At 74.7% G+C, this 24958-nt stretch carries 22 protein-coding genes; 7 read left to right on the plus strand and 15 right to left on the minus strand.

Annotated features, from left to right (window positions below; translation table 11 throughout):
* Positions 1-22: 22 nt before the first annotated feature.
* From ACA361_RS33490 to ACA361_RS33520, 7 genes are all read right to left on the minus strand, one after another.
* The gene (locus ACA361_RS33490; RefSeq protein WP_375018752.1) at positions 23-580 is read right to left on the minus strand and encodes a DUF6328 family protein; all 558 of its coding nucleotides are present in this window, start codon (positions 578-580) and stop codon (positions 23-25) included.
* A gap of 62 nt (positions 581-642) precedes the next feature.
* Positions 643-2742: a SpoIIE family protein phosphatase gene (locus ACA361_RS33495; protein ID WP_375018754.1), complete on the minus strand. Its 2100-nt coding sequence runs from the start codon at positions 2740-2742 to the stop codon at positions 643-645.
* Between the two features lie 109 nt (positions 2743-2851).
* A complete protein-coding gene (locus ACA361_RS33500) occupies positions 2852-3616 on the minus strand; it encodes an ANTAR domain-containing response regulator (RefSeq protein WP_375018756.1) in 765 nt (254 codons plus the stop codon).
* Positions 3617-3698: 82 nt separating this feature from the next.
* Positions 3699-4109 carry a CBS domain-containing protein gene (locus tag ACA361_RS33505; protein WP_375018758.1) on the minus strand — a complete coding sequence of 137 codons (411 nt, stop codon included), beginning with the start codon at positions 4107-4109 and terminating at the stop codon, positions 3699-3701.
* 106 nt (positions 4110-4215) lie between these two features.
* Positions 4216-4629 (minus strand): subtilase-type protease inhibitor, encoded by a 414-nt coding sequence (locus ACA361_RS33510; RefSeq protein WP_375018760.1) that lies wholly within the window; start codon positions 4627-4629, stop codon positions 4216-4218.
* 171 nt (positions 4630-4800) lie between these two features.
* Positions 4801-5394 carry a sigma-70 family RNA polymerase sigma factor gene (locus ACA361_RS33515; protein WP_375018762.1) on the minus strand — a complete coding sequence of 198 codons (594 nt, stop codon included), beginning with the start codon at positions 5392-5394 and terminating at the stop codon, positions 4801-4803.
* 557 nt (positions 5395-5951) lie between these two features.
* Positions 5952-9080, minus strand: coding sequence for a M14 family zinc carboxypeptidase (locus ACA361_RS33520; protein WP_375018764.1), 3129 nt, complete (start codon positions 9078-9080; stop codon positions 5952-5954).
* A 348-nt stretch (positions 9081-9428) separates the two neighbouring features.
* Here ACA361_RS33520 and ACA361_RS33525 point away from each other — a divergent pair, with 348 nt between their 5' ends.
* Both ACA361_RS33525 and ACA361_RS33530 read left to right on the plus strand, forming a co-directional pair.
* Positions 9429-10346, plus strand: coding sequence for a hypothetical protein (locus ACA361_RS33525; protein ID WP_375018766.1), 918 nt, complete (start codon positions 9429-9431; stop codon positions 10344-10346).
* A 61-nt stretch (positions 10347-10407) separates the two neighbouring features.
* Positions 10408-11694: a hypothetical protein gene (locus ACA361_RS33530; protein WP_375018768.1), complete on the plus strand. Its 1287-nt coding sequence runs from the start codon at positions 10408-10410 to the stop codon at positions 11692-11694.
* A 74-nt stretch (positions 11695-11768) separates the two neighbouring features.
* On the opposite strand, the gene ACA361_RS33535 is transcribed toward ACA361_RS33530, so the two are convergent.
* From ACA361_RS33535 to ACA361_RS33560, 6 genes are all read right to left on the minus strand, one after another.
* Positions 11769-12692 (minus strand): hypothetical protein, encoded by a 924-nt coding sequence (locus ACA361_RS33535; protein WP_375018770.1) that lies wholly within the window; start codon positions 12690-12692, stop codon positions 11769-11771.
* Between the two features lie 104 nt (positions 12693-12796).
* Positions 12797-14377 carry a sporulation protein gene (locus ACA361_RS33540; protein WP_375018772.1) on the minus strand — a complete coding sequence of 527 codons (1581 nt, stop codon included), beginning with the start codon at positions 14375-14377 and terminating at the stop codon, positions 12797-12799.
* 153 nt (positions 14378-14530) lie between these two features.
* Complete coding sequence (locus ACA361_RS33545) at positions 14531-15922, minus strand: M16 family metallopeptidase (protein ID WP_375018774.1); 1392 nt, start codon at positions 15920-15922, stop codon at positions 14531-14533.
* Positions 15919-17178, minus strand: a complete 1260-nt coding sequence (locus tag ACA361_RS33550) for a M16 family metallopeptidase (RefSeq protein WP_375018776.1) — start codon at positions 17176-17178, stop codon at positions 15919-15921. The genes ACA361_RS33545 and ACA361_RS33550 overlap by 4 nt, the downstream gene beginning before the upstream one ends.
* A 269-nt stretch (positions 17179-17447) precedes the next feature.
* Complete coding sequence (locus ACA361_RS33555; RefSeq protein WP_375018778.1) at positions 17448-17834, minus strand: STAS domain-containing protein; 387 nt, start codon at positions 17832-17834, stop codon at positions 17448-17450.
* A 96-nt stretch (positions 17835-17930) separates the two neighbouring features.
* Positions 17931-18467 (minus strand): ATP-binding protein, encoded by a 537-nt coding sequence (locus ACA361_RS33560; protein WP_375018780.1) that lies wholly within the window; start codon positions 18465-18467, stop codon positions 17931-17933.
* Positions 18468-18855: 388 nt separating this feature from the next.
* On the opposite strand from ACA361_RS33560, the gene ACA361_RS33565 reads away from it, so the two are divergent.
* Positions 18856-19677, plus strand: coding sequence for a helix-turn-helix domain-containing protein (locus ACA361_RS33565; protein ID WP_375018858.1), 822 nt, complete (start codon positions 18856-18858; stop codon positions 19675-19677).
* 68 nt (positions 19678-19745) lie between these two features.
* Positions 19746-19973: a DUF397 domain-containing protein gene (locus ACA361_RS33570; protein ID WP_375018860.1), complete on the plus strand. Its 228-nt coding sequence runs from the start codon at positions 19746-19748 to the stop codon at positions 19971-19973.
* A 226-nt stretch (positions 19974-20199) separates the two neighbouring features.
* Here ACA361_RS33570 and ACA361_RS33575 read toward each other — a convergent pair whose 3' ends face one another.
* A complete protein-coding gene (locus ACA361_RS33575) occupies positions 20200-21993 on the minus strand; it encodes a serine/threonine-protein kinase (protein WP_375018781.1) in 1794 nt (597 codons plus the stop codon).
* A 150-nt stretch (positions 21994-22143) separates the two neighbouring features.
* Positions 22144-22323, minus strand: a complete 180-nt coding sequence (locus tag ACA361_RS33580) for a hypothetical protein (RefSeq protein WP_375018783.1) — start codon at positions 22321-22323, stop codon at positions 22144-22146.
* Positions 22324-22537: 214 nt separating this feature from the next.
* Between ACA361_RS33580 and ACA361_RS33585 the strand changes: the two genes are divergently transcribed.
* From ACA361_RS33585 to ACA361_RS33595, 3 genes are read left to right on the plus strand one after another with little or no spacing between them, the layout of a single operon-like run.
* Entirely contained in the window at positions 22538-22876 is a 339-nt protein-coding gene (locus ACA361_RS33585) for a PadR family transcriptional regulator (RefSeq protein ID WP_375018785.1), read from the plus strand.
* Entirely contained in the window at positions 22873-23607 is a 735-nt protein-coding gene (locus tag ACA361_RS33590; protein WP_375018786.1) for a hypothetical protein, read from the plus strand. Before ACA361_RS33585 ends, ACA361_RS33590 begins: the two co-directional genes overlap by 4 nt.
* Before the next feature lie 60 nt (positions 23608-23667).
* Positions 23668-24906 (plus strand): S8 family serine peptidase, encoded by a 1239-nt coding sequence (locus ACA361_RS33595; RefSeq protein WP_375018788.1) that lies wholly within the window; start codon positions 23668-23670, stop codon positions 24904-24906.
* Positions 24907-24958 lie beyond the last annotated feature (52 nt).

Genomic DNA, 24958 nt, shown 5'->3' on the forward strand with positions numbered 1-24958 from the left:
GTCCGGGGGCGCCGCCGTTCCGTCACCGGTAGTGCGGGCTGGACGTGCCGTCGCCGCCGGCGGACCGCTTCTCGGTCTGCGGGTCCGTGCCGCCGTCATGGGGCTCGCGGGCGGCCTTCCGGCGGCTGAGCAGCGGCTGGACGAACCACGCCCACGCGCAGTACAGCGCCACCGCGAAGGCCGTGACGGTGGCGGCGGTGTTGGACACCAGGGTGTGGATGATCAGTGTGGTGGCGGAGGTGATGGACACCGCGAGCGCCACCGCGCCGAAGATCCCGAACCGGTTGGCCCGCCGGATCAGCAGCGGCTTCTGGTTCAGCTGGAACAGCACCCGGTGCTGGATCACCGGGGCGATGAACGAGATCGAGGCCACCGCCGCCCCGAACAGCGCCACGTAGAACAGCCGCCGGCCGGCCGCGTTCACGTCGTCGAAGCCCGGCGCGTACGGCACCGTCAGCAGGAAGGCGAACAGCACCTGGACGCCCGTGACCGCCACCCGGAACCCCTGCAGCAGCTCCATCAGCTGCCGGTCGAGGCGTTCGTGCTCGGTCTCGTTACGGGCGTTGTCGCTGGGCCTCATGAGCCCGACATACCCCCCAAAAGGGGATCTAGTCAGTGTAAGGCGCGTAAGGCCCGCACCGGTCAGGCAAGCTCGCGGGGCAGGACGCGCAAAGCCAGCATCGACACGTCGTCGCGCAGGTCGCCGTCGCAGAAGTCCAGCAGCGCCCGCTCCACGGCGTCCAGCATCTCCTGGACGGACGCTGTCGCGGTCCCGGCCAGGGTCTCCAGCAGCCGTTCCTGGCCGAACTCCCGCCGGTTCAGGTCGCAGGCCTCCAGCACGCCGTCCGAGTGCAGGAACAGCGTGTCGCCGGGGCCGAGGTCGACGGTGTCGATCCCGGCCTCGAAGTCGTTGAACAGGCCGAGCGGCACCCCGCCCCGGGACGCGGTGCGGATCACGCCGTCCGCGCGCACCACCAGGGCCGGCGGATGGCCCGCCGTGCCGAGCGTGATCGTCACCCGGTCCCCGCCCGGCTTCAGCCCCGCCATCACGGCGGTCACGAAGCGGTCCTCGTCCAGCAGGGCGTGGTTCACCGCGCTCAGCACCTCGGCGGGATCGTCCCGCCAGCGCGACATCAGCCGGACCCCGTGCCGCGCGGTCGCGGTGACCGCCGCCGCGTCCTCGCCCTTGCCGCAGACGTCGCCGAGCACCATGCCCCAGCCGTCCCCGGTACGGAACACGTCGTAGAAGTCGCCGCCGACCTCCGCCCCGTGGGTGGCGGCCGTGTAGTGGGCGGCCACCTCCACCCCCGGGATCGCCGGCAGCCGCCTTGGCAGCAGGCTCGACTGGAGCGTCTCGGCCACCTCAGCGCGCCGCCGGTAGAGCCGGGCGGCCCTGATGACCAGCGCCAGGTAGCGGCCCAGCCGCTGCACGACCGCCAGGTCCATCAGATCGAACGGGCCGTGCTCGCCGCTGCTCGCCAGCGTGATCGTGCCGAGGCAGCGGTCGCCCTCCTCGATCGGCACGCACATCGTGGTGGTGGCGCCGATGGTGCCGCAGACCGGCTGCCCGTCCGGGCCGGTGCCGAGCAGTTCGAGGTCCTCGATGTGCGGGCGCAGCGTGCTCTGCCGGGTGGTGAACACCGAGGCGGGCAGCGTCCCGGGCGCCGGGTCCAGCTTCTCGATCATCTGGGCGGCGTGCACCGAACGCTCGTCGTCCGGGCCCATCACCACCTGCCGCTGCAACCGGCCGCCGCCCACCCCGGCCGGGTCCGGCGGGCCGGCGTCGCCGGGCTGCCACGGCACGGCGGCGGCCTGCGGCGAGGTGTCGGCGCCGACCAGATCGACGATCGCCCAGTCGGCCAGCTCGGCGGCCAGCAGCCGGGCGCACCGGCGCACCGCCACGGTCTCGTTGAAGACCGGCTCGTCCATCAGCAGCTCGGCGGCGTTGGCGAGCACGTCCATGCGGTGCACGACCGTCGCCACGGTCTCGTCCTCGTCGGCCCGCGGCGCCGCCGGCAGCGGGTTCGCGGGCGCGGCGGCGGGCGCGGGCTCCCGCGGCGCGGCCTTGGCCGGGGCCTCCCGCTTCGCGGCGGCCTCCTGGCGGCCCGCGTTCTCCCGCTCCTGGCGGTCGGGGGCCTTCCGCTCCTGGCGGCCCGCGTCCTCGGCGCCGCCGTTCGCGGCGCCCGCGGCGGCGCCGGCCACCGCGACGACCATCGGATCGGGCTCGCCGCGGATCCACACGCGGGCCAGCGTAACCACCGCGTCCACCGGCCGCTCGCGGCCCAGCAGCCGGACCGGCACGCGCCGCCGCCGCCCCGTGCGGACGACCCCCGCCAGCTGGGAGCGGAGCGCGGCCCGGGTGGCCAGGTCGCAGAAGGCGGTGAACTGCTTGCCGGAGACGTAGCCGGGGGAGGTGCCCAGCAGGGCGGCGGCCTGCCGGTTGACGCGGCGCACGCTGGTGTCCCGGTCGATCAGGAACAGCGGTACGGGGGCGTCCTGGAAGACGGTCCGCAGCACCCGCCGCTCGGTCTCCGCGGCCGCCGAGCTGCCGGCCGAACTGGACTGGTCGGCGCCCAGCGCCCGCAGCGCTTCCAGGGCCAGTTCCAGCTCCACCAGGGCAGCGTCCAGGGTCGCCCGGAGGTCGGGCGCGGGCATCCCGGCGGCCTGCCTGAGCTCGCCGATCCGGGCGTCCAGATCGGTGATCTCGCGCAGGATGCTGTCGGGTTCGAGCTGGTCGGGCATAAAGGGAGCTCCCTACGGTCCCAGAGCACGGTGACACCCGGCCGTGCCGGTCAGCGGGGTCCAGGGTGCGACCGCCGTGCGCAGCTTATGCCGGTTTTTTGTAAAGGACCTAGTCGATCGAATGATCGGGCTTTTCGGTGGTTCCGTGGAGTCCTTGGTCGCCCACGATGCGTTGCGCCAGCGCGGTCAGCTTGACGTGGCGGGTCTGTGAGATGCGCCGCATCTCGGCGAACGCGTCATCGGCGTCGCAGCCCAGCTCGTGCATGAGGATGCCCTTGGCCTGGTCGACCACGGCCCGCGCCTCGACGGCCTCCTGGAGCTGGACGGCGGTGCGGTGGACGCTGTCGTACTGGAGCGCGTTGGACATCGCGGCGCTTCCCTGCGCCACCAGCAGCGACGCGATCGCGTGCTGGCTGCGGGCGAGCGCGCCCGCGGTCACGCCGTACAGGGTCAGCGTGACCAGTACGGGGGGCCGGATGTGCGGGGTCGTGGAGAAGCAGCGGACGCCCCGGCCCAGCATGTCGTTCATGGCCTCGGGCCAGCGGGTCTCGGCGAGGATGTCGTCGGAGCCGACCGCGCGGCGCAGCCGGACCACGTCGAAGACCGGGCCGTGCCGGCGGGCGAGCTGCCGGTCGACCAGCTGGGCCAGGTCGGGGTGGCTGGCGGCCGAGGCCAGCGGTTCGGGACGCTCGTCCCCGTCGCCGGGCGGGACCGCCCAGCGGATGCACGTGGCGCCCGCGCACCCGGGGACGGCCTGAGCGGCCAGCTCGGTGGTGCGGTGCAGGGTGCCGATGTCGGACGACTCCCCGACGATGCCCAGCCGGGCGATCTCCACCGCGAGCTGGTCGGTGAGGACGGACGGATTCTGCTGCACGGCTCGACCGTATCCCTTTTGTCGGGATACTGGGACCTTCCGGCGGAACCGGGCAGGCTTGCCGGGGACCGCTCGGTGGGCGTCAGAAGTTCGGCGGCGCCTTGCTGATCTCCCAGAGGGCGTCCGCGCTCGCCATGGCCGTCCCGTCCGCCATCGCCAGGTCGCCGATCGAGACGATCCCCACGGGCCGGTTCTCGTCGTCCACCACCGGCACCCGGCGGACGGCCTCGTCCCGCATCAGCCGCAGCGCGGTGCCGATGTCGTCGTCGGGGGTGACGGTGACCGGCTGGGCCGTGCAGACGTCGCTGAGCGGGGTGTGCGCGGCGTCCCGGCTCTCGGCCACCCCGCGCACGACCAGGTCCCGGTCGGTCACCATCCCGCACAACCGGCCCGAGAACGTCACCAGCACACCGCCGATTCCCAGGTCGCGCATCACCCGGGCGGCCTCGTACAGGGTGGCGTCCAGCGGCAGCGCCCGGGGGTTGACGGTCATGACGTCGCTGATCCTTCGCGACATGGGTGGATCGACCTCCCATCCGGTGCGCGGTGGCCCGTGGACGCGCTCTACCCGGAGTGCACGCGCCTATGCGGACGGCGGCTTAGAAACGGAAGATTGCCCCCGTACGGGCACCTAGCACGCAGTCGTTGGCATATTCGGCCCTGAACGATACAGGCCGGCCCCGCCAGTGCCCGCGCGCCTCCGCGATCACCGGTGCGTAGATCATGGTGCAGGCGGCGTCCCGGTCGGGCTCCCGCTCGATCTCGCCGCCGGACCGGGCCAGCTCCGCGCACGCCTGGGCGGCGCGGGGGTGGGTGCCGCCGAGCGGGTCGCACTGGAGGGTCACGCTGCGCGCGCCGGACGTGCCCCCGTCGGGGTGCGTCAGGGTGAGCCGGAGGGACGTGGCGGGCGCGGCGGGCGGCCCGGCCGCCGGGGGCGCCGCGGCGGCGGCCGCCTCGGCGGGCAGCAGGGCGAGGGCGGCGCCGGTGAGCGCGGTCGCGACGAGATGCGGCATCGATACTCCTGGATGTCTCGGGCCGAGGCGGGGTCATCGCTCAATGTAGCGGCACGGTGACAAAAAGTATCGATGGAACAAGTGATCCCGCGGTCACGGGGGAACCGCGGGATCGCAGTGGGGGCGATGGGCCGGAACGGCCCCGGCGCCGGTCCGGGGCCGGCGGAACGGTCAGGCGGCGAGGACGTGGGCGCGGCGGTGGTCGGAGAGGGCCTCGCGCAGTTGCTTGCGGCCGCGGTGCAGGCGGGACATCACCGTTCCGATGGGGGTGCCCATCATCTCGGCGATCTCCTTGTAGTGGTAGCCCTCCACGTCGGCGAGGTAGACGGCGTCCCGGAAGTCCTTGGGGAGCGCGCGCAGGGCGTCCACGACCCGGCCGTCGGCGATGCGGTCCAGCGCCTCGGCCTCGGCGGAGCGGAAGCCGGCCGACTCGGCCTCGGCCTGCGCGATCTGCCACTGCTCCAGCTCCTCGGAGCCGGCGCGCTGGGGCTCGCGCTGCCGCTTGCGGTAGGTGTTGATGAAGTTGTTGGTGAGGATGCGGTGCAGCCACGCCTTGAGGTTCGTGCCCTCCTGGAACTGGTGGAAGTTCACGTATGCCTTGGTCAGGGTCTCCTGGACGAGGTCCTCGGCGTCGGCGCTGTTGCGGGTCATGCGCACGGCGCTGGCGTACAGCGGGTCGGCCAGCGGCAGCACGTCGCGCTCGTAGCGCTCGGTGGTGGCCGCAGGGGCAGGGGTCTGTTCTCGCGGCATGCTGACAGCGGTCATCGTCGCTCCCCGAAAGGTCGTGACCCGGGTGGGCCGGTTCGTTCGCGCGCGCCGGCGGGCGCGGGCTACCGGGCGGATCGGGCCGCCCCCCGTCGTGGGGTACGTTCCACCGATCCCGGCGGTTCGGCGCCGGTGCGCGGGCGGATGCCGTGGGCGGTCATCGCCGTGCCGGGCCGCCGGGCCGTTGCGGGTTCTCCCGGCCGCGCATGGAGGGTGGGCCGGGGGCGGTGCGCGGATCGCCTCTGCCAGGGCGACCCCGTTCTCCGGGACGTCGCGGGCTCTGAACGATCGGGCGCTGGGACGCGTCGGTGGTGCTCCCTGGTAAGTAAGACGCCCGATGGCTCCTTACGGGTTGCGAGCGATGCACGTGTCCTCCATCACAATGGCGGCGATTCTGGATCATTCACCCCAAGTGCCCCGATATAGGGCCCGTATGCGGCCGCGCACGCCACGGAAGGGGCACCGCCCGGCAAGCCGGAGGCCACGCGGACGCCGAGGGCCCCGGCCGGTGGAGGCGGCCGGGGCCCTGGCGGTCCGGTAGATCTTCTAGAGGGGCGTCAGTCGAGCAGGTGATCCAGCGCCCGGCGCATCAGCGCCTCCTGCTCGCCGCGGGTCTTCCCCTGCTCCAGCCCGAACCCGAGCGTGATCGTGTCCCTGGTCGCCACGGCCGAGACCGTGTCGATCAGCGCCTGGTCGCGCACGAACTCGCCGGTGTTGCCAGGGCTCCCCGGCGGGGCGCCCTGGACGCTCCAGGGGCCGAGGCCGGACTCGAAGCCCTCGGCGTCCACCTCGCCCGCGGACGTGGTCACCCTGGTGTCGTCCACGAACAGGCCGGGACCGCCGGTGAACGGGTCGCTCACGTACGCGATCGAGACCTCGACCGTCTTCCCGGCGTACGCCGACAGGTCGAACGCCGCCGGGACCCAGCCTCCCGAGTCACCGGTGAACGAGTTCCACTGCCCGCTCGTGCCGGTGTTCCGGCACGGGTTCCCGCCGGTCAGGTAGTGCCCGAGATGCGGGTGCATGGCCAGCAGGTAGCCCGCCTCGCACTCGGTCGGGACGGTGGTGCGGGTCCGGCCGTTCCGGTCCGGCAGCGTCGTCCAGTCCTCGCCGCCGGCCGTCCGGGCCTCCACGATCACGTGGTCGAAGCCGCCCTCGGTGCCGTACGACAGCATGGCCTGGAGCGCCGGCGCCTGCGCGGCGGTGACCGACGACAGGTCGATCGTCCGGGTCAGCCGCCGGTACGTGCTGTCGGCGTGCTGGCCGGCCATGTACCACTCGCCCTCGAACGGCTCGTACGGCCCGGCCGCGCCCAGGTAGTCGCCCGCCTTCCAGCTCCTGAACTGCGGGAACCGGTCCGGCGGCAGCACCGTGGACGTCACCTGGTAGCCGCCCGCCTCGTTCAGCGGGTTGGTCGGCGTCCCGGCCAGATCGGTGTCCAGGCCGGTGAACGGGCGTCCCTCACCGGTGAAGCCCGTCGGCGCGCCCACCCGGGCCCGGTCGAACCCGCCCAGGTAGTACTGCATGAAGTCGTCCGACAGCAGTTCGCAGTCGTCGCGGAAGTTGCCGCTGACCACGCACGGCCGTTCCGGATGCCCCTTCAGGCCGTAGTAGATCCCGCCGCCGTTCAGCCGGTTGAGCGGGCCGTTGTAGCCGGCCGTCTCGCCGGTGTAGAGCAGCTTGCCGCCCTCGTTGAGGTACGACCGCACCGACAGCAGCGTGTCCTTGGCCCGGTCGGCGACCTGGCTGTCGGGCACGTCGCCGAGGTAGGTGCGGACCGGGTCGTCCGACCGGTCCTGGGTGAGCCGGTTGTCGCCCAGGTACCAGACCACGGCGTCGAAGTGCTTGAGCACGCCGAGGTCGTGCGGGGCGCCGTCCCTGTCGATGTCCCACACCTGCGCCCGGTGCCCGGCCGCCCTGATCAGGTCGGTGTACTGCTTCGCGTACCGGGGCGCGTTCGTGCCCGCCGGGTAGGACGGGTTGATCCCCGTGTAGTCCTCGTCGGCGACCACCAGCACGTCGGCGCGGCCCTGGTCCCGCACCGTGTACGCGAACCTGTCGCTGGCGACCCGCTTGCCCTTCTTGTAGCCGGTGAACCACGCCTCGACCCGGTCGCCCGGCCGCTGCCCGGTGATCCTGCCGCGGTACTCGGCGTAGTAGTGGTCGTTCTCGTCGCCGAACCGCTCGCCGCCGCGCCACTCGTGCACGCCGGCGGTACGGACCCGGCCGCCGTTGATCCGGTACTCCAGCCGCTTGGCGTGCAGCGACCGCCTGATCACCGACGCGGCCTCCTGCGACGTCCCGTACGAGGCGTTGATCTTGTCGACCTCGAAGTCGGGGGCCGTGCGGCCGACCGGCGAGACCGGCTCGTCCGGGTTGTGCGCGGACTTGGCGACCGCGAGCGACAGGTTGACGTTCTTCCGGAACTCGGCCTGGATCAGCGCCTCGTCGTCCGGGAACTCGAACACGCTGCCGCAGTCCTCGGGCCGCCACTCGTCGTCCGGGTCGGAGCGGGCGGCGGACGCGCAGGTCGCCATCTCCGGCGTGATCGACAGCGCGCCGTACCGGTTGTCGGCCTCGCCGTCGGTGTCGCCGTTGGTGGTGTAGAGCTGGGCGCCCAGCTGCGGCGTGTACCCCGGTACGGCCGGGTTGTCGATGTCGCCCAGGATCGCGTCGTGGATCACGTCGTCCGGGCTGCGGGTCAGCGACTGCCAGCCGACGCCGTGCAGCAGGAGCTCGGCCGCCGAGTGCCAGTTCAGGACGTACTTCGGCTTGGCCCGCTTGAACAGTCCCGTCTGCGCCTTCGTCTCGGGCTCGGAGCCCGGGCCCGGGCCGCGGTAGGTCTCGCTGGTGGGCTGCGGCGAGGAGCCCTCGTTGTCGTAGCCCCACTTGTACGGGAAGTTCCGGTTCAGGTCGACGCCGTCCCCGGTGGTGATCCGGCCGTCGCCGTTGTTGTCGCGGGCGTTCTTGCGCCAGAGCCGGAAGCCCTCCTGGAACGTCAGGTCGTAGCCGTCGACGTTCACCACGGGCACGAACCACAGGTCCGTGGTGTCGACGATCCTCGTGAGCTCGGCGTCGTTCCCGTAGCCGTTCACGTAGTGGTGCAGCAGCCGGCGCACCATCTCCGGGGTGATCCACTCGCGGGCGTGCTGGGTCGCCTGGTAGATCACGGCCGGGCGCCTGCCGTCCTTCAGCCGCGCCACGTCCTTGCTCACCCGGATCGCCGTGATCGGCTTGCCCTGGTGGGACCGGCCGATGTCGACCGCGGTGGCGATGCCCGGATGGTCGGCGGCGACCTTCAGGATCTCCTCGCGGATGTTGCCGGCACCGCTGTACGGGCGGAACACGTTGTCCGGCTGCGCCTGCGCGGCCTTGGCGCGCTGCGAGGCGTCCCTGCCGCCGACCTTCTTCACCTCCAGCCGGATGCCCTGCTTGGCCAGGGCGCCCGCCTGCGCGCCGTTCATCACCACCTCGACGCGGGTCTTGCCGTTCTGGGAGCGTCCGAAGGAGACCTCCTCGTGGTCCAGCCCGATCCCGTTCAGCCTCTTGAGCTGGTCGGGGGTCAGATCACCGGCGTAGACCTCGACGCCGCCCGGCGGGGCGGCGGGTCTCGGCTCGGCCTGTGCGGGGGCCGCCACCAGCGTTCCGGTCAGGAGCGCCGCGGCGGCCAGGATGGATGTGGCCACCGGTCGGCGCCGCGGTATCCGGCGCCGGTCGTGCCTGTCATGCCTGCGCGTCATCGCGCCTCCCTGGCAGGGGATCACAACGGGGCGGCGTGATCGTCTGCCCGGACGCCAGGGGTGTCAATGTGCCCTTAGTGCTGTTTGCCGCATTCGGTCAGTTCGGGCTCCGTGTGCACCGGAAGGCCCCCGGAGGCGTCCAGTCCGGCCGCGCCGGGCCGGGTGCACGGCTTCCTGCCCTGGCGGCAACAGATTGTCGCCCCGGCGACAGGAAGTTTCCGGCGGCGCGTTCTGCATGATCGATAGGCGGGACCGAACGGGTCGAGCGACCCTTCCCAGGGCGGGGGTTAGGTGTTGGGTGCCAGTCTGACGCTGCCGGTACCGGAGACGCTGGAGGCCACCTACGCGGTCGCCCTCGCCGCGCCGCCACCCGACCCGCTCGCCGCCGCCCGCGACCGGGTCGCGGCCCGCCCCGCCGGCCCGCTCCGCGACCTGGTCCTGCGGATGCTCGGCAGCCCCCTGCTGACCCTCGACCTGCGCCCCGCCGCCGGGTTCCCGCCGCTTCCGGCCGACCTGCTCGCCGCGTACGGCGCCACCCGCCGCGACCTGGCCGGCATCGCCGCCGCCTCGCACGTGCTGGCCGTGCGCGCCACGTACCGGCCCGGCTGGCCGCCCGCCCACGAATGGGCCGCCCGCACCGTCGCCGCCGCGGTCGCCGGGACGGCCGGCCCGGACCGCGAGAGCGCGGCGCCGGTCGTCGACGTCTTCACCCCGCAGGTGCTGGACGCCGGGCGCATCGAGGCGTCGCTGCCCGGCCCGGACGGCACCGTACGGCTCACCGACTGGGTCCTGCTGCCCCACGCCCCCGCGGGGGACGGCTTCTGGTTCACCACCAGCGGCCTGGCCAGGTTCGGGCTGCCCGAACTCCAGTCGCGGAACGTGCCGCAGCGGCTCGTCGAACCCTGGGGACGGCTCCTCAACGGCCTCGCCTCCCGCCTGCTCGGCCTGTGGCTGGACGAGCTCCCGGCCGGCGAGCGGCCGGTGTTCGTCGAGCTGCCGGAGACCGTCTCGGTGGGGCTCCAGGACGTCGCCGCCGCGCAGGGCGCCGGCGAGCCGCCGCCGCACGCCGACGGCGAGGTCGAGGTCCGGCTGCGGCTCGACCCGGGCGGCGCCGGCGACGGGCCGGTGCTCACCGTGCTGCCCGCCGCCGGCGGCCCGGACGGCCCGGAGTCGCTCTGCGCCGCCCTCTTCGGCTCGTCCCGCCCGGCCTGATGGGGCCGCGCACGCGCGGGCGCGCTTGCCGGGATCACCGCGAGGGCCGAGGATCGGGAACGTGAGAATCGGTCCGCGCGACAGCCCCCAGCCGCCCGAGCCGGGCGACGAGTCCCCCGAGCCCGCGACGCCCCGTCCCGTACCGCACGACGGCGACGTCCACGTGGCGGGCTCCCCGACCCCCAGGCCCCCGGAGGAGCCCCCCGGCGAGCGGCCGCCGCCCGCCGAGTGGGTGCCCGTCCAGGGATCGCCCGCGCCCGGGGAGCAGGCCGGCCCGGCGGGCCCCGGGCGCGATCCCGCCGCCGAGCGGCGCGAGCAGCGCGAGCGCGAGCTGGCCGAGCTGTACGAGCGGCGCAGCCGCGAGGTGCGGGAGCAGCGCGCCGCGCGGGACGCGGCCGAGCGGCGCGAGCGCGGCGAGCCGGAGCACCCGGCCCCCGAGCCCCCGTCCCAGCCGCCGCGACCGCCCCAGGCCCCGCGACCGCCCCAGGCCCCGCCGTCCCAGCCGCCGCAGCCGGTGGCGCCGCCGTCCCCGCCGCCCGTCGCGTCGCCCGCGGACACCGTCCCGGACGTCCCGGCCTGGACCGCGCCCGAGCCGCGGGCCGCCGCCGGGCCGATGGACGACCCGGACCGCCGCCGCACGATGGTGGACACGTTCGTGGCCGAGTTCGTCGCCAGCGCGACGTGGCGGGCGACGCTGACCGTCCTGGAGGGCTCGTTCCCCGGCCTCGGGATGGCGGCCACGCTGTCGCGCCGTACCGACGAGCTGTGGCGCACGATCGGCACGCTGGACGAGGTGGGCGCCGCCAAGCTCGGCGTGCCGGTCTGGCTGGACGCCGGCGGCATGGCGTTCGACCTCAGCGCCCGGCTGCGCACCCGCACGGTCGCGGTGGGCACGGCGGGCACCGGGCCGGCGGTGCGGCCGCGGGCCTCCTGGCCGTACGCGGGCGCGTTCGTCATCGACACGCTCGACCCGCTGCGCTACCACCGCGCCGTCGGCGGCCCGGCCGCGCCGGGCGCGCCCGCCGCGCCGCCGCCCGGCGAGGAGGACGACAGCGGGGTGGTGATCGTCGCCGATCTGGCGGCGGCCGGGGTCCGGGTGCTGGACGCGGCGGCGCTGTGGCGCTACGCGGGCCGGGTCGTGGTCGCGACCCTGCACGACCCGCTGCGTCCGGAGACGCGGGCGGTGGCGCGCCGCGCCCTGCGCGCCCTGCAGCGCGTCGTGTTCGTGGACCCGGGCCTGGGCCTCGGCCTGTGCCTGCGGATCGACGTCGCGCGGACGCCGCGCTGCCTGCTCGCGTTCTCCGTGGACCGCGCCGACGAGCGGACACCGCACTTCGTCCGGCCCTGAGGCGCCCGCGAGGTCATCGGCCGCGCTCCGCCCGGTGAGGCCGCCTCACCGGGCGGAGCGCGGCGCGGACGCCGTCAGCACAGCCAGCTCAGGTCGGCCTGGAGATCGGCGGGCAGCTCGCGGATGCGGGTGGCGGGCTCCCAGGGCTCGGCCGACTCCGGCACGTCGTCGGGCAGCAGCCCGCACACCAGCCCGGTCGAGGTGCGCACGGCGGTGAACGCGCCGATCCGGGCGATCCCGCCGCCGGCCAGGTGGGCCAGCTCGGCCAGCAGTGCGGCCAGCGCCGACGGGTCGTGCGGGTCGCGCAGGTCGCGGACGTAGGTGAACAGCTCCTCCGCCAGCGCGTCCGCGCGCCGCCCCGACAGGTGGTACGACGTGCCCCAGAACGCGCCGCCCGGCGTCTGCACCGAGCGCTGGTCGCGGATGCGGACGCGCAGGCCGTACTCGCCGGAGCAGCGCTCGTACGCGTCGGCGAGCAGCGCCTCGGCCTCGCCCTCCTCGCTGAGCAGCAGCCCGGAGACCACGCCCTCCTCGCGGCCGAGGCGTTCCAGCATCTCCCGCCGCAGCTCCCCGACGACCTGCTCGGCCGCGTCCAGCGAGCGGGCCAGCGCGTGCCGGGCGGCGCGGTCGAGCTCGGCCCCGGCCAGCTCGGCCGAGACGGCGCCGAGCCGCTCCTCCAGCCGGTCGACCCGGCCGGCCAGCTCGGCGACCTCCGCCGGGGGCCGGTCGGCCGCGTACAGCGACCCGGGCGGCGGCTCCGCCGGCGGAGCCGGGGGCTCCTCGGCGCGCGCCGCCGGCTGCGGGATCGTGATCGCCGGGGTGTCGCGCAGCTCGGCCAGCTCGGCCTGCAGCGCGTCGTGGCGCTTGCCGAGCTCGTGGATCCGCGACCGGAGCTCGCGCAGTTCCGCCTGCGCGCGGGGGAGACGCTTGTCGGAGGCGAGGTAGAGCTCGCGCCCGGCGATCGCCAGGCACAGCAGGACCAGGACGACGGTGGTCATGAAGCTCCTCGGGGGGCGGCTGCCCTCCGACCCTAACCGGCTGGCCGCGTCCCGGCCGAGAGCGCGGCCGATCTCCGTCCAAATCCCCCGAAAATTCGGGGCTGTCAGCCGAAGAGGCCGCCCAGGAGGCCGCCGAGGATCTCGCCGACGGCGCCGGCCGCCTCCTCCGCCACCGCGCCGCCGGCCTCGCTCGCGACGGCGTTGGCGGCCTCGTTCACCGCGTACCCCGCGACGTGCCCGGCCGCGTCGGCGGCGACGTTCCCGGCGTAGCCCGCGACCGCGTCGCCGAACTGGCCCATCGGGACGCCGGCCGCGTAGCCCGCGACGTTGGCCGCGCCGCCGACGACGTTGCCGAACGCGTCGACGGCCGCGCCCGCGGCCATCCCGCCCGCGACACCGGCGGCGGCCACGCCGCCGACCGCGGCGGCCGCGCCCCAGCCGGCCCCGTGGTGGGGACGCCCGTGGTGGGAAGGCCCGTGGTAGCCGGGGGGCGGCGGGTACTGCGGCGCGCCGTGGCCGGGGGGCGGCGGGTACGACGGGGAGTGGGCCGGAGGCGGCGGGTACGGCTGCCCCGCGCCCGGCGGGGGAGCCTGCCCCGGGTACGGAGCCGGCGCGGGCCCGGGTGGGCCGGCGGGCGCCGGCGGCATCGGCGTCATGGGGCCGTGCGCGGGCCCGTGCGCGGGTCCCTGGCCCGGTCCGGGCGCGGGCGGCGGGAACTGCCCGTACTGGGCGGGACCGCCGTACGAGGCGGCCGCGGGCGCCGGAGCGCCGTGCGGGCCGGGCGGGGGCGGCGGGAACGTGGCCGGGCCGCCGGGTGGCGGCAGCGGCGCCCCGCCGGGCGGCGTGTGGTGGTGGCCCGCGCCCGGACCGGGAGCGGGCGGCGGTGCGCCGGGAGAGTGGAAGGAGCCCTGCGCGCGCGGCCGGGACGCGGCCTCACCGAGCCAGCGCTCGATCTTCGCGCCCCAGTCGGTCTCGGCGGCCTCGGGATGCTCGACCTGGAAGCGGCCGAACGACTCGTCGCCGCCGCCCCCGTCGCGCCGGTCGGCCTCCAGCACGAACGCCATGTGCCGGGGCGAGGCCACGAAGGTCAGCCCGATCTCGCCGAACCGCCCCTGGTACCGCGGCGGCGGCGCGAGCCGGATCTCCTGGAAGAACGGCAGCTGCTGCGGCACGCCGGCCAGCTTGGACTGCTCGAACGCCACGTTCTGGATCTTGAAGCCGAGCCGGGCGATGGCGGCAAGCACCCACTGCTGCGACTTCAGCGGCTCCACCGAGATCGGGTCGACGTCGCCGGGGTCGGCCGCGCCCTTGACGTCCACCTCGGTGCACAGCCCGATCGTGAAGCCGGGCAGCTCGCGGCCGAGCACCGTGGTGAACGGCAGCTCGTACGGCAGCGGGATCGAGAACGCCAGGTCGCGCCGCTGCCCCGGGTCGAGCCGGAACGAGCGGGTGAGCGCGCCCCGGTAGACCTCCGGGCCGGCGCTCTCGCCGCCGTAGCCGTTCTGCATGCGCGGCATCAGCGCGAGCGTCACATGCCGGATCTCCGCGGGCTGCGGGCCGGCGACGACGTGCACCTTCCCGGCCACGACGCCGCCGGGACGGCAGTTCGGCTCGGACAGGACCGTGTCGACCGTGACGCCGGGCGCCCCGCCCCCGTACCCGCCCGCCATCTGCCCGTAGGACACTGGCCGTTCCCCTCTCGCGACACCGGGGCCCGATCCCGTCGACGCGGGCCCGCTTGGTCAGACGGAATCCACCATGCCATCGGTTCACTCCGGCAGGCGACGCTTCGTCCCCAAAACATCACCGGAGCGCCTTATTTCGGATTCCCGGACGGGCTAGCCGTCCTCGGCCGGGGCCTCCGTCGCCGAGACGGTCACCGGCGCGTACCCGAGGTTCCGCAGCGGCTCCACGATCTGCCCCGCGTCCCCGACCGCGATGACGGTCAGCTTCTCCGGGTCGACGTGCTCGGCGTACGCCCGCGCCACCTCGTCCGGCGTCGCGGCGCGCACCGCCTCCAGGTAGCGGCGCGGGTAGTCCGCGCCCAGGTGGTTGGCGGCGGCGTCGGCGAGCTCGGCGGCGACCGAGCGGGCCGTCTCGTACTCGGCGGGCGCCCGGTCGGCCAGCGCCCGCACCGACGCGCCGCACTCCTCGTCGCCGATGCCGCGCGACACCACGCCGCGCAGCTCGGCGAGCGCGTCCGCGACGGCGTCGGCGGTGACCTCGGTGTGCACCGCGCCCTGCGTGATGAACAGGCCGCAGTGCCGCAGCCGCAGCAGCCCGGCGCGCACGCCGTAGGTGTAGCCCTTCTCCTCCCGCAGCACGCTGTTGAGCCGCGAGGTGAGGCCGCCGCCCAGCACGTGCGACACGACCGTCAGCAGCGGCCAGTCGGCATGCGCGCGGTTGGGAACGCCGTGCCCGATGCTCAGATACGTCTGCACGGAGCCGGGCCGGTCCACCACGACGATCCGCGGCCCGGACGTGGGCGGCACCGCGTCGGGCGTGCGGAGGACGTCGGCGGACACCGTCCAGCCCTCCAGCGCCGCGTTCAGCGCCGCCGTCGCGTCCACGCCGGACAGGTCTCCCGCGACGACCGCGGTCGCCTCGGCCGGGACCGCCGAGCCGTAGAAGTCGCGCACCGCGGCGCCGCCGAGCGCCTCGACGGACGCGGGCGTGCCGCCGGTCGGGCGGGCCGCCCGCGCCTCGGCGGGGAACATCACCGCGCGCAGCTCGCGCATCGCCCGCGAGCCCGGGTCGGCGTCCTCCTGCGCGATCTCCTCCAGCCGCTCGCGGACGAGCCGGCGCACGTCGGAGTCGGCCAGCGCCGGCTCGCGCACCACCGAGGAGAACAGCTCCAGCGCCGCGCCGAGCCGGGTCACCGGCACGTCCAGCGCGATCCGCAGCGCGGTCAGGTCGGCGGACGCGTACAGGCTGGCGCCCAGCCGCTCGAACGCGGCCGTCAGCGCGGTGCCGCCGCCGGGCTCGGTGCCCTCCAGCAGCGCCCGCGCGGCCAGCGTCGCGACGCCGTCCAGGCCCTCGGGCTCGCGGCCGGCGCCCGCGTTCAGCACCAGCCGCACGGCCGCCAGCCGGCGGCCCGGCAGGTCGCAGCGCAGCGTGGCGGGGCCGCCGCCGGGGACCGCGCCCTCCGTACCGGCCGGGAACGCCCACGCGGGAACGGGCCCGGGGGTCGGGCGCGGTGCCAGCGCCAGGCCGGACGAATCGGTGCTCACGACGCCGTACCTCCGTAGGTCAGGACGGAGCGGGCGCCGGGCTTGAGCCACTCGCCCGCCATCTCCTTGATCTGGCCCGCGGTGACCGCCGCCGCGCGGCCCGGCGCGGTGAACACCCGGGCCGGGTCGCCGAACTGCGTCGCGTTCTGCGACAGCGCGTTCGCCAGGCCGGTCACCGTCTCGGTCTGCTCCAGGAAGCCGCGCTCGGCCTGCGCGGTCGCGCGCGCGGTCTCGTCGGCGTCCGGGCCCTGCTCGGCGAAGCGCGCCAGCTCCTCGTCCAGCACCGCGGCGATCTTCTCCGGGTCGGGGCCGATCGCGTCCACGATGGCCAGCGAGGGGCCGCCGGCGAGCCGGGTCACGCCCGCCCACACCTCGGTCGCGATCTCGTCGCGGCGCACCATCCGGTCGTACAGGCGGGAGCCGGAGCCGCCGCCGAGGATCTCCACGGCCAGCTCGGCCGCCTCGACGTCGTCGCCGCCGTCCGACGGCAGCGGGAACATCGCGAAGTACGCGGGCGACGGCACCTCCTCGTCGACCGCCTCGCCGTTGATCCGGCCCAGCGGGCCGAGGTCGCCGGGCCGCGACGGCGGCGCCTGCGGGCCCGCCGGGATGCCGGCGAAGTAGCGCTCCACGGCGGCCAGCGTCTCGTCCGGGTCGACGTCGCCGACGATCGACAGCACCGCGTTGCCCGGCGCGTACCAGGTGCCGAAGAAGTCGGTGCAGTCCTCCAGCGTGGTCGCGTCGAGGTCCTCCATCGAGCCGATGGGGGTGTGGTGGTACGGGTGGCCCGCCGGGAACGTCAGCGCGCACAGCCGCTCGAACGCGGTGCCGTACGGCTGGTTGTCGTAGCGCTGGCGGCGCTCGTTCTTCACCACGTCGCGCTGGTTGTCGAGGTTGGCCTGGGTGAGCGCGGCGGGCAGCGTGCCCATCCGGTCGGCCTCCAGCCACAGCGCCAGCTCCAGATGGCTGACGGGCACCGTCTCGTAGTAGTTGGTGCGCTCGAACGACGTGCTGGCGTTGAACGTGGCGCCGGCGCTTTCCAGCAGCGCGGCGTGCTCGCCCTCGGCGACGTTGGCCGAGCCCTGGAACATGAGGTGCTCGAAGAGGTGGGCCAGCCCGGTACGGCCGGCCCGCTCGTGCCGCGAGCCCACCCCGTACCAGATGTTGACGGCGGCCAGCGGTACGACATGGTCCTCGCAGACCACCACGCGCAGGCCATTGCCGAGCGTGTGCTCGTGCAGCGGCTGTTCTGCCACGGAGCGCTCCCGTCCGATCGAGGTCGGTTCAGTGAAAGCACCGCACGCGCTTGGACAGGACGGCGCCACCCTGGCGGCGGGGCTTGATCTCTGTCTCACGGTACCGGTTCGCGGGCCCGCCGGGTGTCGTCCGGGGGCGGGGAGCACGCGGAAGCCGGGCGCGGAGGGGCGAGGCGGGGCGAGGCGGGGACGGGTGGGAGGGGAGGGATGGGAGGAAGGCCCGGGGAAGGGCTGGGAAGGGCCAAGGTGGGCCCGGGAGGGGTGAAGGATCAGCTCGCGGTGCGGGAGTTGCCGGTCGCTTCGCCGCTTTGCGCGGCCTCGTGGGCGGCGATCGCGTCCTCCAGGGAGTGGTGCAGCACGAATATCTTGGTGAGCTGGGTGACGTGGAAGACCCGGCGCACCCGGTCGTTCACTCCCATGAACGACATGGACCCGTCGCGGGCGCGTAGCCGGTGGTAGATGCCGACGAGCACGCCGAGCCCGGTGGAGTCCAGGAAGGTCACCTCACCGAGGTCCACCACCAGGTGCGCGGCGCCGGTGTCGATGATCTCCAGCAGCAGCTCGCGCAGGCGGGGGCTGGTGAAGACGTCGATCTCACCGCTGATCTTTACTACGGTGAGCCCTTGCTCTTCCCGGTGCGCGACGGCGAATTCCACCGAAACTCCCTCTCCGCTCGATTTGTGGATGGGCGTATACCCGCGTGGAGCTGCCGTTACCCTCTCCGGTGGTTGCGACCTCGGCCACAGGTGTGGCTAGGGTGCGCGGAACAGCGCCCAGACCACCTTCCCCTGCGGCAGCCCGCACCAGCCCCAGCGGATGCTGAACGACTCCACCAGGTGCAGCCCGCGGCCGGTCTCGGCGATGTAGTCGGGCTCCTTGCGGCGCGGCGCCTCGGGGCTGGCGTCCATGATCCCGCACAGCAGCCAGGGCGCCTCGTACAGCAGCCGCAGCCGGATGGCCGCGGGCGCCGAGCCCAGCGGATCGGCGGGGCCGTGGTTCGTGCAGCCGGAGCGGTCGGCGCGGTCGCCGAGGACGGCCTGGGGCCGGGCGAAGGCGGGGGCGCCGCTGTGCCGCAGCGCGTTGGTGACGAGTTCGGAGACCACGAGCCCGACGTCGTCGGCCAGCGCGGAGCCGCCCCAGCCGTCCAGCCGGGTGAGCGCGAAGTGCCGCGCCTCGGTGACCGATTCCGGTTCGGGGAGCACGGTGAACGAGACGGTCGGTCCGGTCAGCGCGACCAGGGCGCGCAGGGCGAGATCGAGGCGGTGCGGCAGGTCACGCGATTCGGGCACGGGGACCGAATGACCGGCACAGTCCTGTGTGCCCGCCGGCTCCGCGCTGGAGGCAGCCCCCCAGCGCGTGTCGTCGTGCGCGTGGCGTGACGTCATTCCCCAGGACCCCGCAGAGTGATCTCGTTGTGCAGCCGTGGCTCGGAAGTCTCGTGCGTTATCCTGCGCATCGTAGCGTGCGAATGCAAGGCCCAATGCACGTGCATCCGAACCCGTCAGTAAAGATCGGTAGGGTGCCCGCGCGGGTGATCGGAGGTATCCGCAGGACAGGGACCGCAGTGGCACACTTAGCTCTCCGGCTCCGCCGGGGAAGATCGCTGTCCGCCAACGAGCCGGGAGGTTGGGCGTGACTCCAGAGACGCCGGGAACTGGGTCGACGGTACGTCGGATCCTGCTCGGCTCGCAGCTCCGTCGCCTGCGTGAGGCGAAGGGCGTGAGCCGCCAGGACGCCGGCTACGTCATCCGCGCGTCGGAGTCCAAGATCAGCCGCCTGGAGCTGGGGCGGGTCAGCTTCAAAGAGCGAGACGTCGACGATCTGCTCACGCTGTACGGCGTCGTCGAGGCGACCGAACGCGAGGCGCTGCTCCAGCTGGCCCGGGAGGCCAACACCCCGGGCTGGTGGCACCGCTACAACGACGTCCTCCCCGGCTGGTTCCAGACCTACGTGGGCCTGGAGGAGTCGGCGGCGCTGATCCGGACCTACGAACTCCAGTTCGTCCCGGGCCTGCTCCAGTCGGAGGGCTACGCGCGTGCGGTCATCCGCCTGGGCAACGCGGGCGCGGCCGAGCAGGAGATCGACCAGCGCGTCGGGCTGCGGATGCAGCGGCAGGAACGGCTGACGGGCCCGGAGGCCCCGAGGCTGTGGGCGGTGCTGGACGAGGGGGCGCTGCGCCGCCCGATCGGCGGGCCGGAGGTGATGCGGGGCCAGTTCGAGCATCTCATCGAGATGTCGAAGCTGCCCAACGTCACCATCCAGGTCATGCCGTTCCGGTTCGGCGGCCACGCCGCCGAGGGCGGTGCGTTCTCCATCCTGCGCTTCCCCGAACAGGACCTGCCGGACGTGGTGTACGTCGAGAACCTCACCGGCGCGATGTACCTGGACAAGCGCGACGACGTCGACACCTACTTGCAGGCGATGGAACGCCTGTGCGTCGACAGTGCGACACCGGAGCGCACCGTCGAGCTTCTCGGTGATTACCTCAGAGAGACATGATGCTCGGAATCGACAAGGGACAGAACACCCCCCACCCCCCGCGGCGGAACAACGCCTACGACAACGGCATGCCGGCCACCGGACTCCAGGGAGCCCGCTGGCTGAAGTCGCGGCGCAGCAACTCCCAGGGGAACTGCGTGGAGATCGCGGAACTGCCCGGCGGGCGGATCGCGATGCGCAACTCCCGCCACCCGGAGGGCCCCGCCCTCATCTACACCCGGCCCGAGATCGAGGCGCTCATCCTGGGCGCCAAGGACGGCGACTTCGACCACCTGATCACGGCGCCGTCCAACTGACCGGACCGTCCGGCCCGGATCCACCTGGCCCGGACCTATTTCGATTTCCGGTCCGACCTGATTGATCCGGACCGCAGACCGACCTGACCGATCCGATCCGATCCGACCTTCGACCGCCGGGCGCCCCGCTCCCCGAAGCCGCGCCCGGCCTCCCATCCGGCCCCGCGACCCGCGGGACCCGGGCGGCCCGCACGCCGGGCCGCCGAGGCGCCTTCGGGTCGCCCGCTCAGCCGCAGTTGCCGTACGGCGCGGCGGTCGAGCCGGCGCCGAACCGGACGCACTTGCCGGGCGCGCTGACGAACACCGGCCCCGCGTACCAGGCGTACGACCCGCCATCGCCGATCCTGTTCCCGCCCCGCGCCTGGATCCACACCGACACCGCCGACGCCTTGCCGACGTTCCTGGTCTTCATGGTCACGGCGCAGTTGTTGCGCGACGAGTTGCTGTAGAGCAGGTACGCCCGGCCGCCCGCCACCGCGATGGAGCGCTGCACGTAGTAGCCGCTGCCCTTGCCGCCGGTGTTGCAGGCGCTCTGGGGCGTGTACTTGTTCGGCGGCTCCTTGGCGGGCGTACCGCCCCCGCCGGCCGGGGGAGCGGTCGTCCCGGGCCCGCCGCCGGGCCTGCCGGGGGTCTTCGACCCGCCCGGCTTCGCGCCGGGGCTCTTGGAGTTCTGCGGCTCGGCCCCGTGGCCCTTCGGGTCCTGGGCGCTCGCGCCGGGCCGGTTCTCCTGCGCCGCGGGCCCCTGGCCGCCCGGCCGGCCGGCGACCGTGCCGCCGCCCGATCCCGGGTCGTCGCCGCCGCGGGTGGCGGCCCACACCGCCCCGCCGCCCAGCACCGCCGCCACGGCGACCGCGGCGGCGAGCGGGACGGCCAGCCGCTTGCCGCCGCCCTTCGCCCCGCCACCGCCGGGCGGCGGCGTCGGGCCGGCGGGCGCGGGGTACGCGTGCGGCTGCGGCTGAGCGTGCGGCAGGGGGTGAGGCTGCGGGTGAGGGGCGCCCTGCGGCTGCGGCGTCGCGTACGGGGACGGCTGCGGCGACGTCACCCGGTCGATCCGCGGCGGCCCGGCGGCGGGCGGCGCCACGGCGGGCGGGGCGGCCTGCGGCCCGGCGGGCGGATCGGCCGGCGCGAACGGCGCCGGGGGCGGCGGCGCGGGCATCGCGGCCAGCGGCCCCGGCGCCTCGCCCGGGGCGGCGCCGACCAGCTGCTCCTGCGCCTCCCGCGCGGTGGGCCGCTGCTCGGGCTCCTTGGCCAGGCACGCCGCGACCACCTCGCGCAGCGGCGACGGCAGGTCGCCGAGGTCCGGGTCCTCGATCAGGATGCGGTGCATGACCGCGGCCATCTCGTCGTTGCCGAACGCGGGCCGCCCGGTCGCGGCGAACACCATCGTGGTGCCCCACGCGAACATGTCCGCGGCCGGCCCGACGCCCGCCCCGCTGAAGTGCTCGGGGGCCATGTACGCGGGCGTGCCGACGTTCTGCGTCTCGCCCGCCGCGCCCAGCGCCCGGGCCACCCCGAAGTCGATCACGCGCGGGCCGTCCGGGCCCATCATCACGTTGTGCGGCTTGAAGTCGCGGTGCACGATCCCGGCCTGGTGGATCGCGTACAGCGCGGTCAGCGTGCTGATCGCGAGGCGCTCCAGCGCGCCGCCCGTGCGCGGTCCCTCGGCCTGGACCAGGGCGTGCAGGGACTGGCCCGGCACGTACTCGCTGACGATGTACGGCTGGTCGCCCGCCAGGTCGGCGTCGATCACCTGCGCCGTGCAGAAGCGGGCGACGCGCTTGGCCACGTCCAGCTCCCGCACGAACCGCGCCCGCGCCGAGTCGTCGCCGGTGAGCCCGGAGTGCAGCAGCTTGATCGCGACATGGTCGGCCGGCCGGTTCGGGTCGCCGCCGGCCGGGCGGCCGAGGTAGACGGCGCCCTGGCCGCCCTCGCCCAGCCGGCCCAGGACCTGGTACGCCCCCAGCGTGGTCGGATCGCCCGACCGCAGCGGATGGGCGTCCGGCATCGTCGTGTCGGTCACACCACTCTCACTTCGTCGCACACGGCTCCTGGATCGCCCCAGACTATTGCGCCGCCGGGGTCGCCGTGTCCGGGTCGCACCGTTTCGAGATCGTCGCCGGAACGCGGAAGACCCCCGGCGCGCGGGCGCGGGGGTCTTCTGCGGTGCTGGTCAGGCCGGGTCGGGGGTGCCCCGGGTGGGGCGGTCGGCCGCCCGGCCGGGGTCGTGGCCCGGCGGGCCCTCCGGGGCGTGCTCGCGTTCCAGCCGGGCGGCGACCGCGAGGGCGCGGAGCGAGTGGGTCCGGACGTGCTTGTGCCCGCCGGTGCGGGCCTTGGGGATGCTGCTGCGCATGGCGTACCTCCGTGTCGAGGGGGGTGCGGGGGACCGCGGGGAACTCGGATACCCGATCCCTCGCGCGTCTCACATGGTGCAACCGCAAGATCGAATTCCCTATTCCGAGTATCCGCTCGTGTTTTTCGGGCTAGTCGTCGGCGCCCGCTAGTTTGCATTCCTACCTAGCTTGCTCTAGTTTCTAAATCGTTCCGCCGACCACCGAAGGGACGCCATGACCCCCGACCGCCGGGCCAGCTGGCTCAAGGGCGTGCTCGACCTGCTGGTCCTCGCCGACCTCACCGCCGGTGAGAGCTACGGCTACGAGATCGCGAAGCGGCTCGCCGCCTCCGGGATGGGCCAGATCAAGGGCGGCACGCTCTACCCCGTCCTCAACCGCCTGGAAGAGGCCGGGCTGGTCGCGGCCGAGTTCCGGGCCACCGAGCGCGGCCCCGGCCGCCGCTACTACAGCCTCACCGCCGCCGGCCGCGACGTCCTCGCCGAGCAGACCCGGCTCTGGCTGGACTTCGCCGAATCCGTCCGTACCAACCTCGCCAAGGGAGCCCCCCGATGACCGACTACTTCGACACGCTCGCCGAGCGGCTCCGCGCCCAGGGGATGCCGGACGAGCGGATCGCGGGCACCGTCGACGACCTCGCCGCCTACGCCGCCGACTCCGGCGCCGACCCCCGCGAGGAGTTCGGTGCCCCCGAGGAGTTCGCCGCCGTCCTCGCCGGCTCCGCCGCCGCCGAGCCCGTGCCCCCGGCCGTCGAGACCTGGCGGTGGACGGCCGACGCGTTCCACGAGGTGGACCGCCTCAACGAGTTCGGCGACCAGGGCTGGGAGGTCGAGCGCGTCGACGGCCGCGCCCACTTCGTCAGCCGCCGCGACCTGGCCGACCCGCAGCGCTGGGAGTACCGGCGCGAGACCGTGCGCCCGAGCACCGCGTCCCGGGCCGCGCTGGCCGAGCGCCTCGCGCCCGATGGCTGGGAGCCCTGCGGCACCTGGATCTGCTTCGAGTACTTCAAGCGCCCCAAGGCCGCCGACCTCGGCCCGGCCGCCGCGCTCGGCGCGGTCCCCGCGACCCCGTCCCGCGGCGTGTACTGGAGCAGGAGCTTCGGCGCCTTCTACCTGATCTGGGCCCTCTTCATGGCCGCCTACGTCGGCTGGCGGCTCGCCGACGGCGACAGTGTCTCCACGATCGCGGGGGTGGCGGCCGGCGGGATCGCGGTCGGTGCCGCCATGGTCGTCATCGGCTGGGTCCTGGGACGGCGCTCCTCCCCGTCCCGTCGGCGAAACCCATGACCCGCCGCCCGGACCGGTCGTACAGTCGTCCCGCAGAGCCCCCTACGGCGGGAGACGGCGGTGCGCGGACTCGGAGCGCTCATCTGCGGCGCCGTACTGGCGCTGCCGCAGATCCCCGCCCACGCCGCCGGGGCCACGGCCCCGGCCCCGCCCTGCCGGGTCGCCCGCGGCGTCCCGGGCCCGGTCGCCGCGTCGTGGGCTGAGGGCAGGCTGGACCTCCCGCGGGCCCGGACGCTGACCGCGGGCCGGGGCGCCACCGTCGCCGTGATCGACAGCGGCGCCGACGCGTCCCACCCGATGCTGGCCGGCCGGGTCGCGAAGGCCACCGACCTCACCGGCACCGGCACCCGCGACTGCGCCGGCCACGGCACCGGCGTCGCCGCCCTGATCGCCGGCCGCGACCTCGGCGGCGGAACCGGCGGCGTCGCCCCCGCCGCCCGCCTCCTGGTGATCAAGCAGCAGGACACCGACCGCGACGAGACCGGCGGCGCCCGCCTGCCGCGCGCCGTCCGCGCCGCCGCCGACGCCGGCGCCCGGGTCGTCAACGTCTCCATCAAGACCGGTCCCGGCCCCGAGCTCGCCGAGGCCGTCCGGTACGCCCAGAGCAGGGACGTCCTGATCGTCGCCGCCGCCGGCAACGTCGAGAAGGAGGGCGGCGACGCGGGCCCCGCCTACCCGGCGAGCTATCCGGGCGTCCTCTCCGTGGCCTCCCTGGGACCGGACGGCGCGCGCGCCGAGAGCTCTAGCGTCCGGTCAAGGGTCGATCTGGCGGCCCCGGGCAAGGGCGTCCCCACGGCATGGCCTGGAGGCGGCTACAACCCGCAAGCGGAAGGCACCAGCTATGCGGCCGCGTACGTGTCGGGAGCGGCCGCCCTCGTACGCTCGCGCCACCCGCACCTGAACCAGCGGCAGGTCGCGAACCGCATCGTGTCGACCGCCGACGGGAACGCCGGCGCGGGAACCGGCCGCGGCATGGTCAACCCCGTCCAGGCCGTCACGGCGGTCATCCCGGGCGAGACCGCCCCGCTCCCGCGGACCTCGCCCGCCCCCGCCGCGCTGACCGCTCCGGAACCGGCCGATCCCCGCACCCGCACCCTCAGCGCGGCCGTGACCGGCACCGCGCTCGCCGCCGCGGCCCTCGCCGCCCTCGCGGGCGTGATCCTCCCCATGGGCCGCCGCCGGCGCTGGCGCCCCGGCCGCGCCGCCCCACCCGCCCCCACCGTCCAGGACGCCCCGGAGATCGTGACCGGCGCCGTCCAAGGCACGATCGGCGCCCACCCCCGCCGCCCACCGCCTTGACTCGTGGCGTGTTCCCGCGCCCCGCGCCCGCCGGAAGGCCGACACGCCACGA

The sequence above is a fragment of the Actinomadura sp. 21ATH genome (assembly GCF_041951345.1).
Classification (GTDB): domain Bacteria; phylum Actinomycetota; class Actinomycetes; order Streptosporangiales; family Streptosporangiaceae; genus Spirillospora.

Coding starts and splice junctions, on each gene's coding strand:
- ACA361_RS33495 (WP_375018754.1), bottom strand. CDS start 2,742: ATGCCCGACCAGCTCGAACCCGACAGCATCCTGCGCGAGATCACCGAT.
- ACA361_RS33580 (WP_375018783.1), bottom strand. CDS start 22,323: ATGCGCAGCAGCATCCCCAAGGCCCGCACCGGCGGGCACAAGCACGTC.
- ACA361_RS33535 (WP_375018770.1), bottom strand. CDS start 12,692: ATGACCACCGTCGTCCTGGTCCTGCTGTGCCTGGCGATCGCCGGGCGC.
- ACA361_RS33510 (WP_375018760.1), bottom strand. CDS start 4,629: ATGCCGCATCTCGTCGCGACCGCGCTCACCGGCGCCGCCCTCGCCCTG.
- ACA361_RS33490 (WP_375018752.1), bottom strand. CDS start 580: ATGAGGCCCAGCGACAACGCCCGTAACGAGACCGAGCACGAACGCCTC.
- ACA361_RS33505 (WP_375018758.1), bottom strand. CDS start 4,109: ATGACCGTCAACCCCCGGGCGCTGCCGCTGGACGCCACCCTGTACGAG.
- ACA361_RS33515 (WP_375018762.1), bottom strand. CDS start 5,394: ATGACCGCTGTCAGCATGCCGCGAGAACAGACCCCTGCCCCTGCGGCC.
- ACA361_RS33570 (WP_375018860.1), top strand. CDS start 19,746: ATGCCGGCCACCGGACTCCAGGGAGCCCGCTGGCTGAAGTCGCGGCGC.
- ACA361_RS33590 (WP_375018786.1), top strand. CDS start 22,873: ATGACCGACTACTTCGACACGCTCGCCGAGCGGCTCCGCGCCCAGGGG.
- ACA361_RS33585 (WP_375018785.1), top strand. CDS start 22,538: ATGACCCCCGACCGCCGGGCCAGCTGGCTCAAGGGCGTGCTCGACCTG.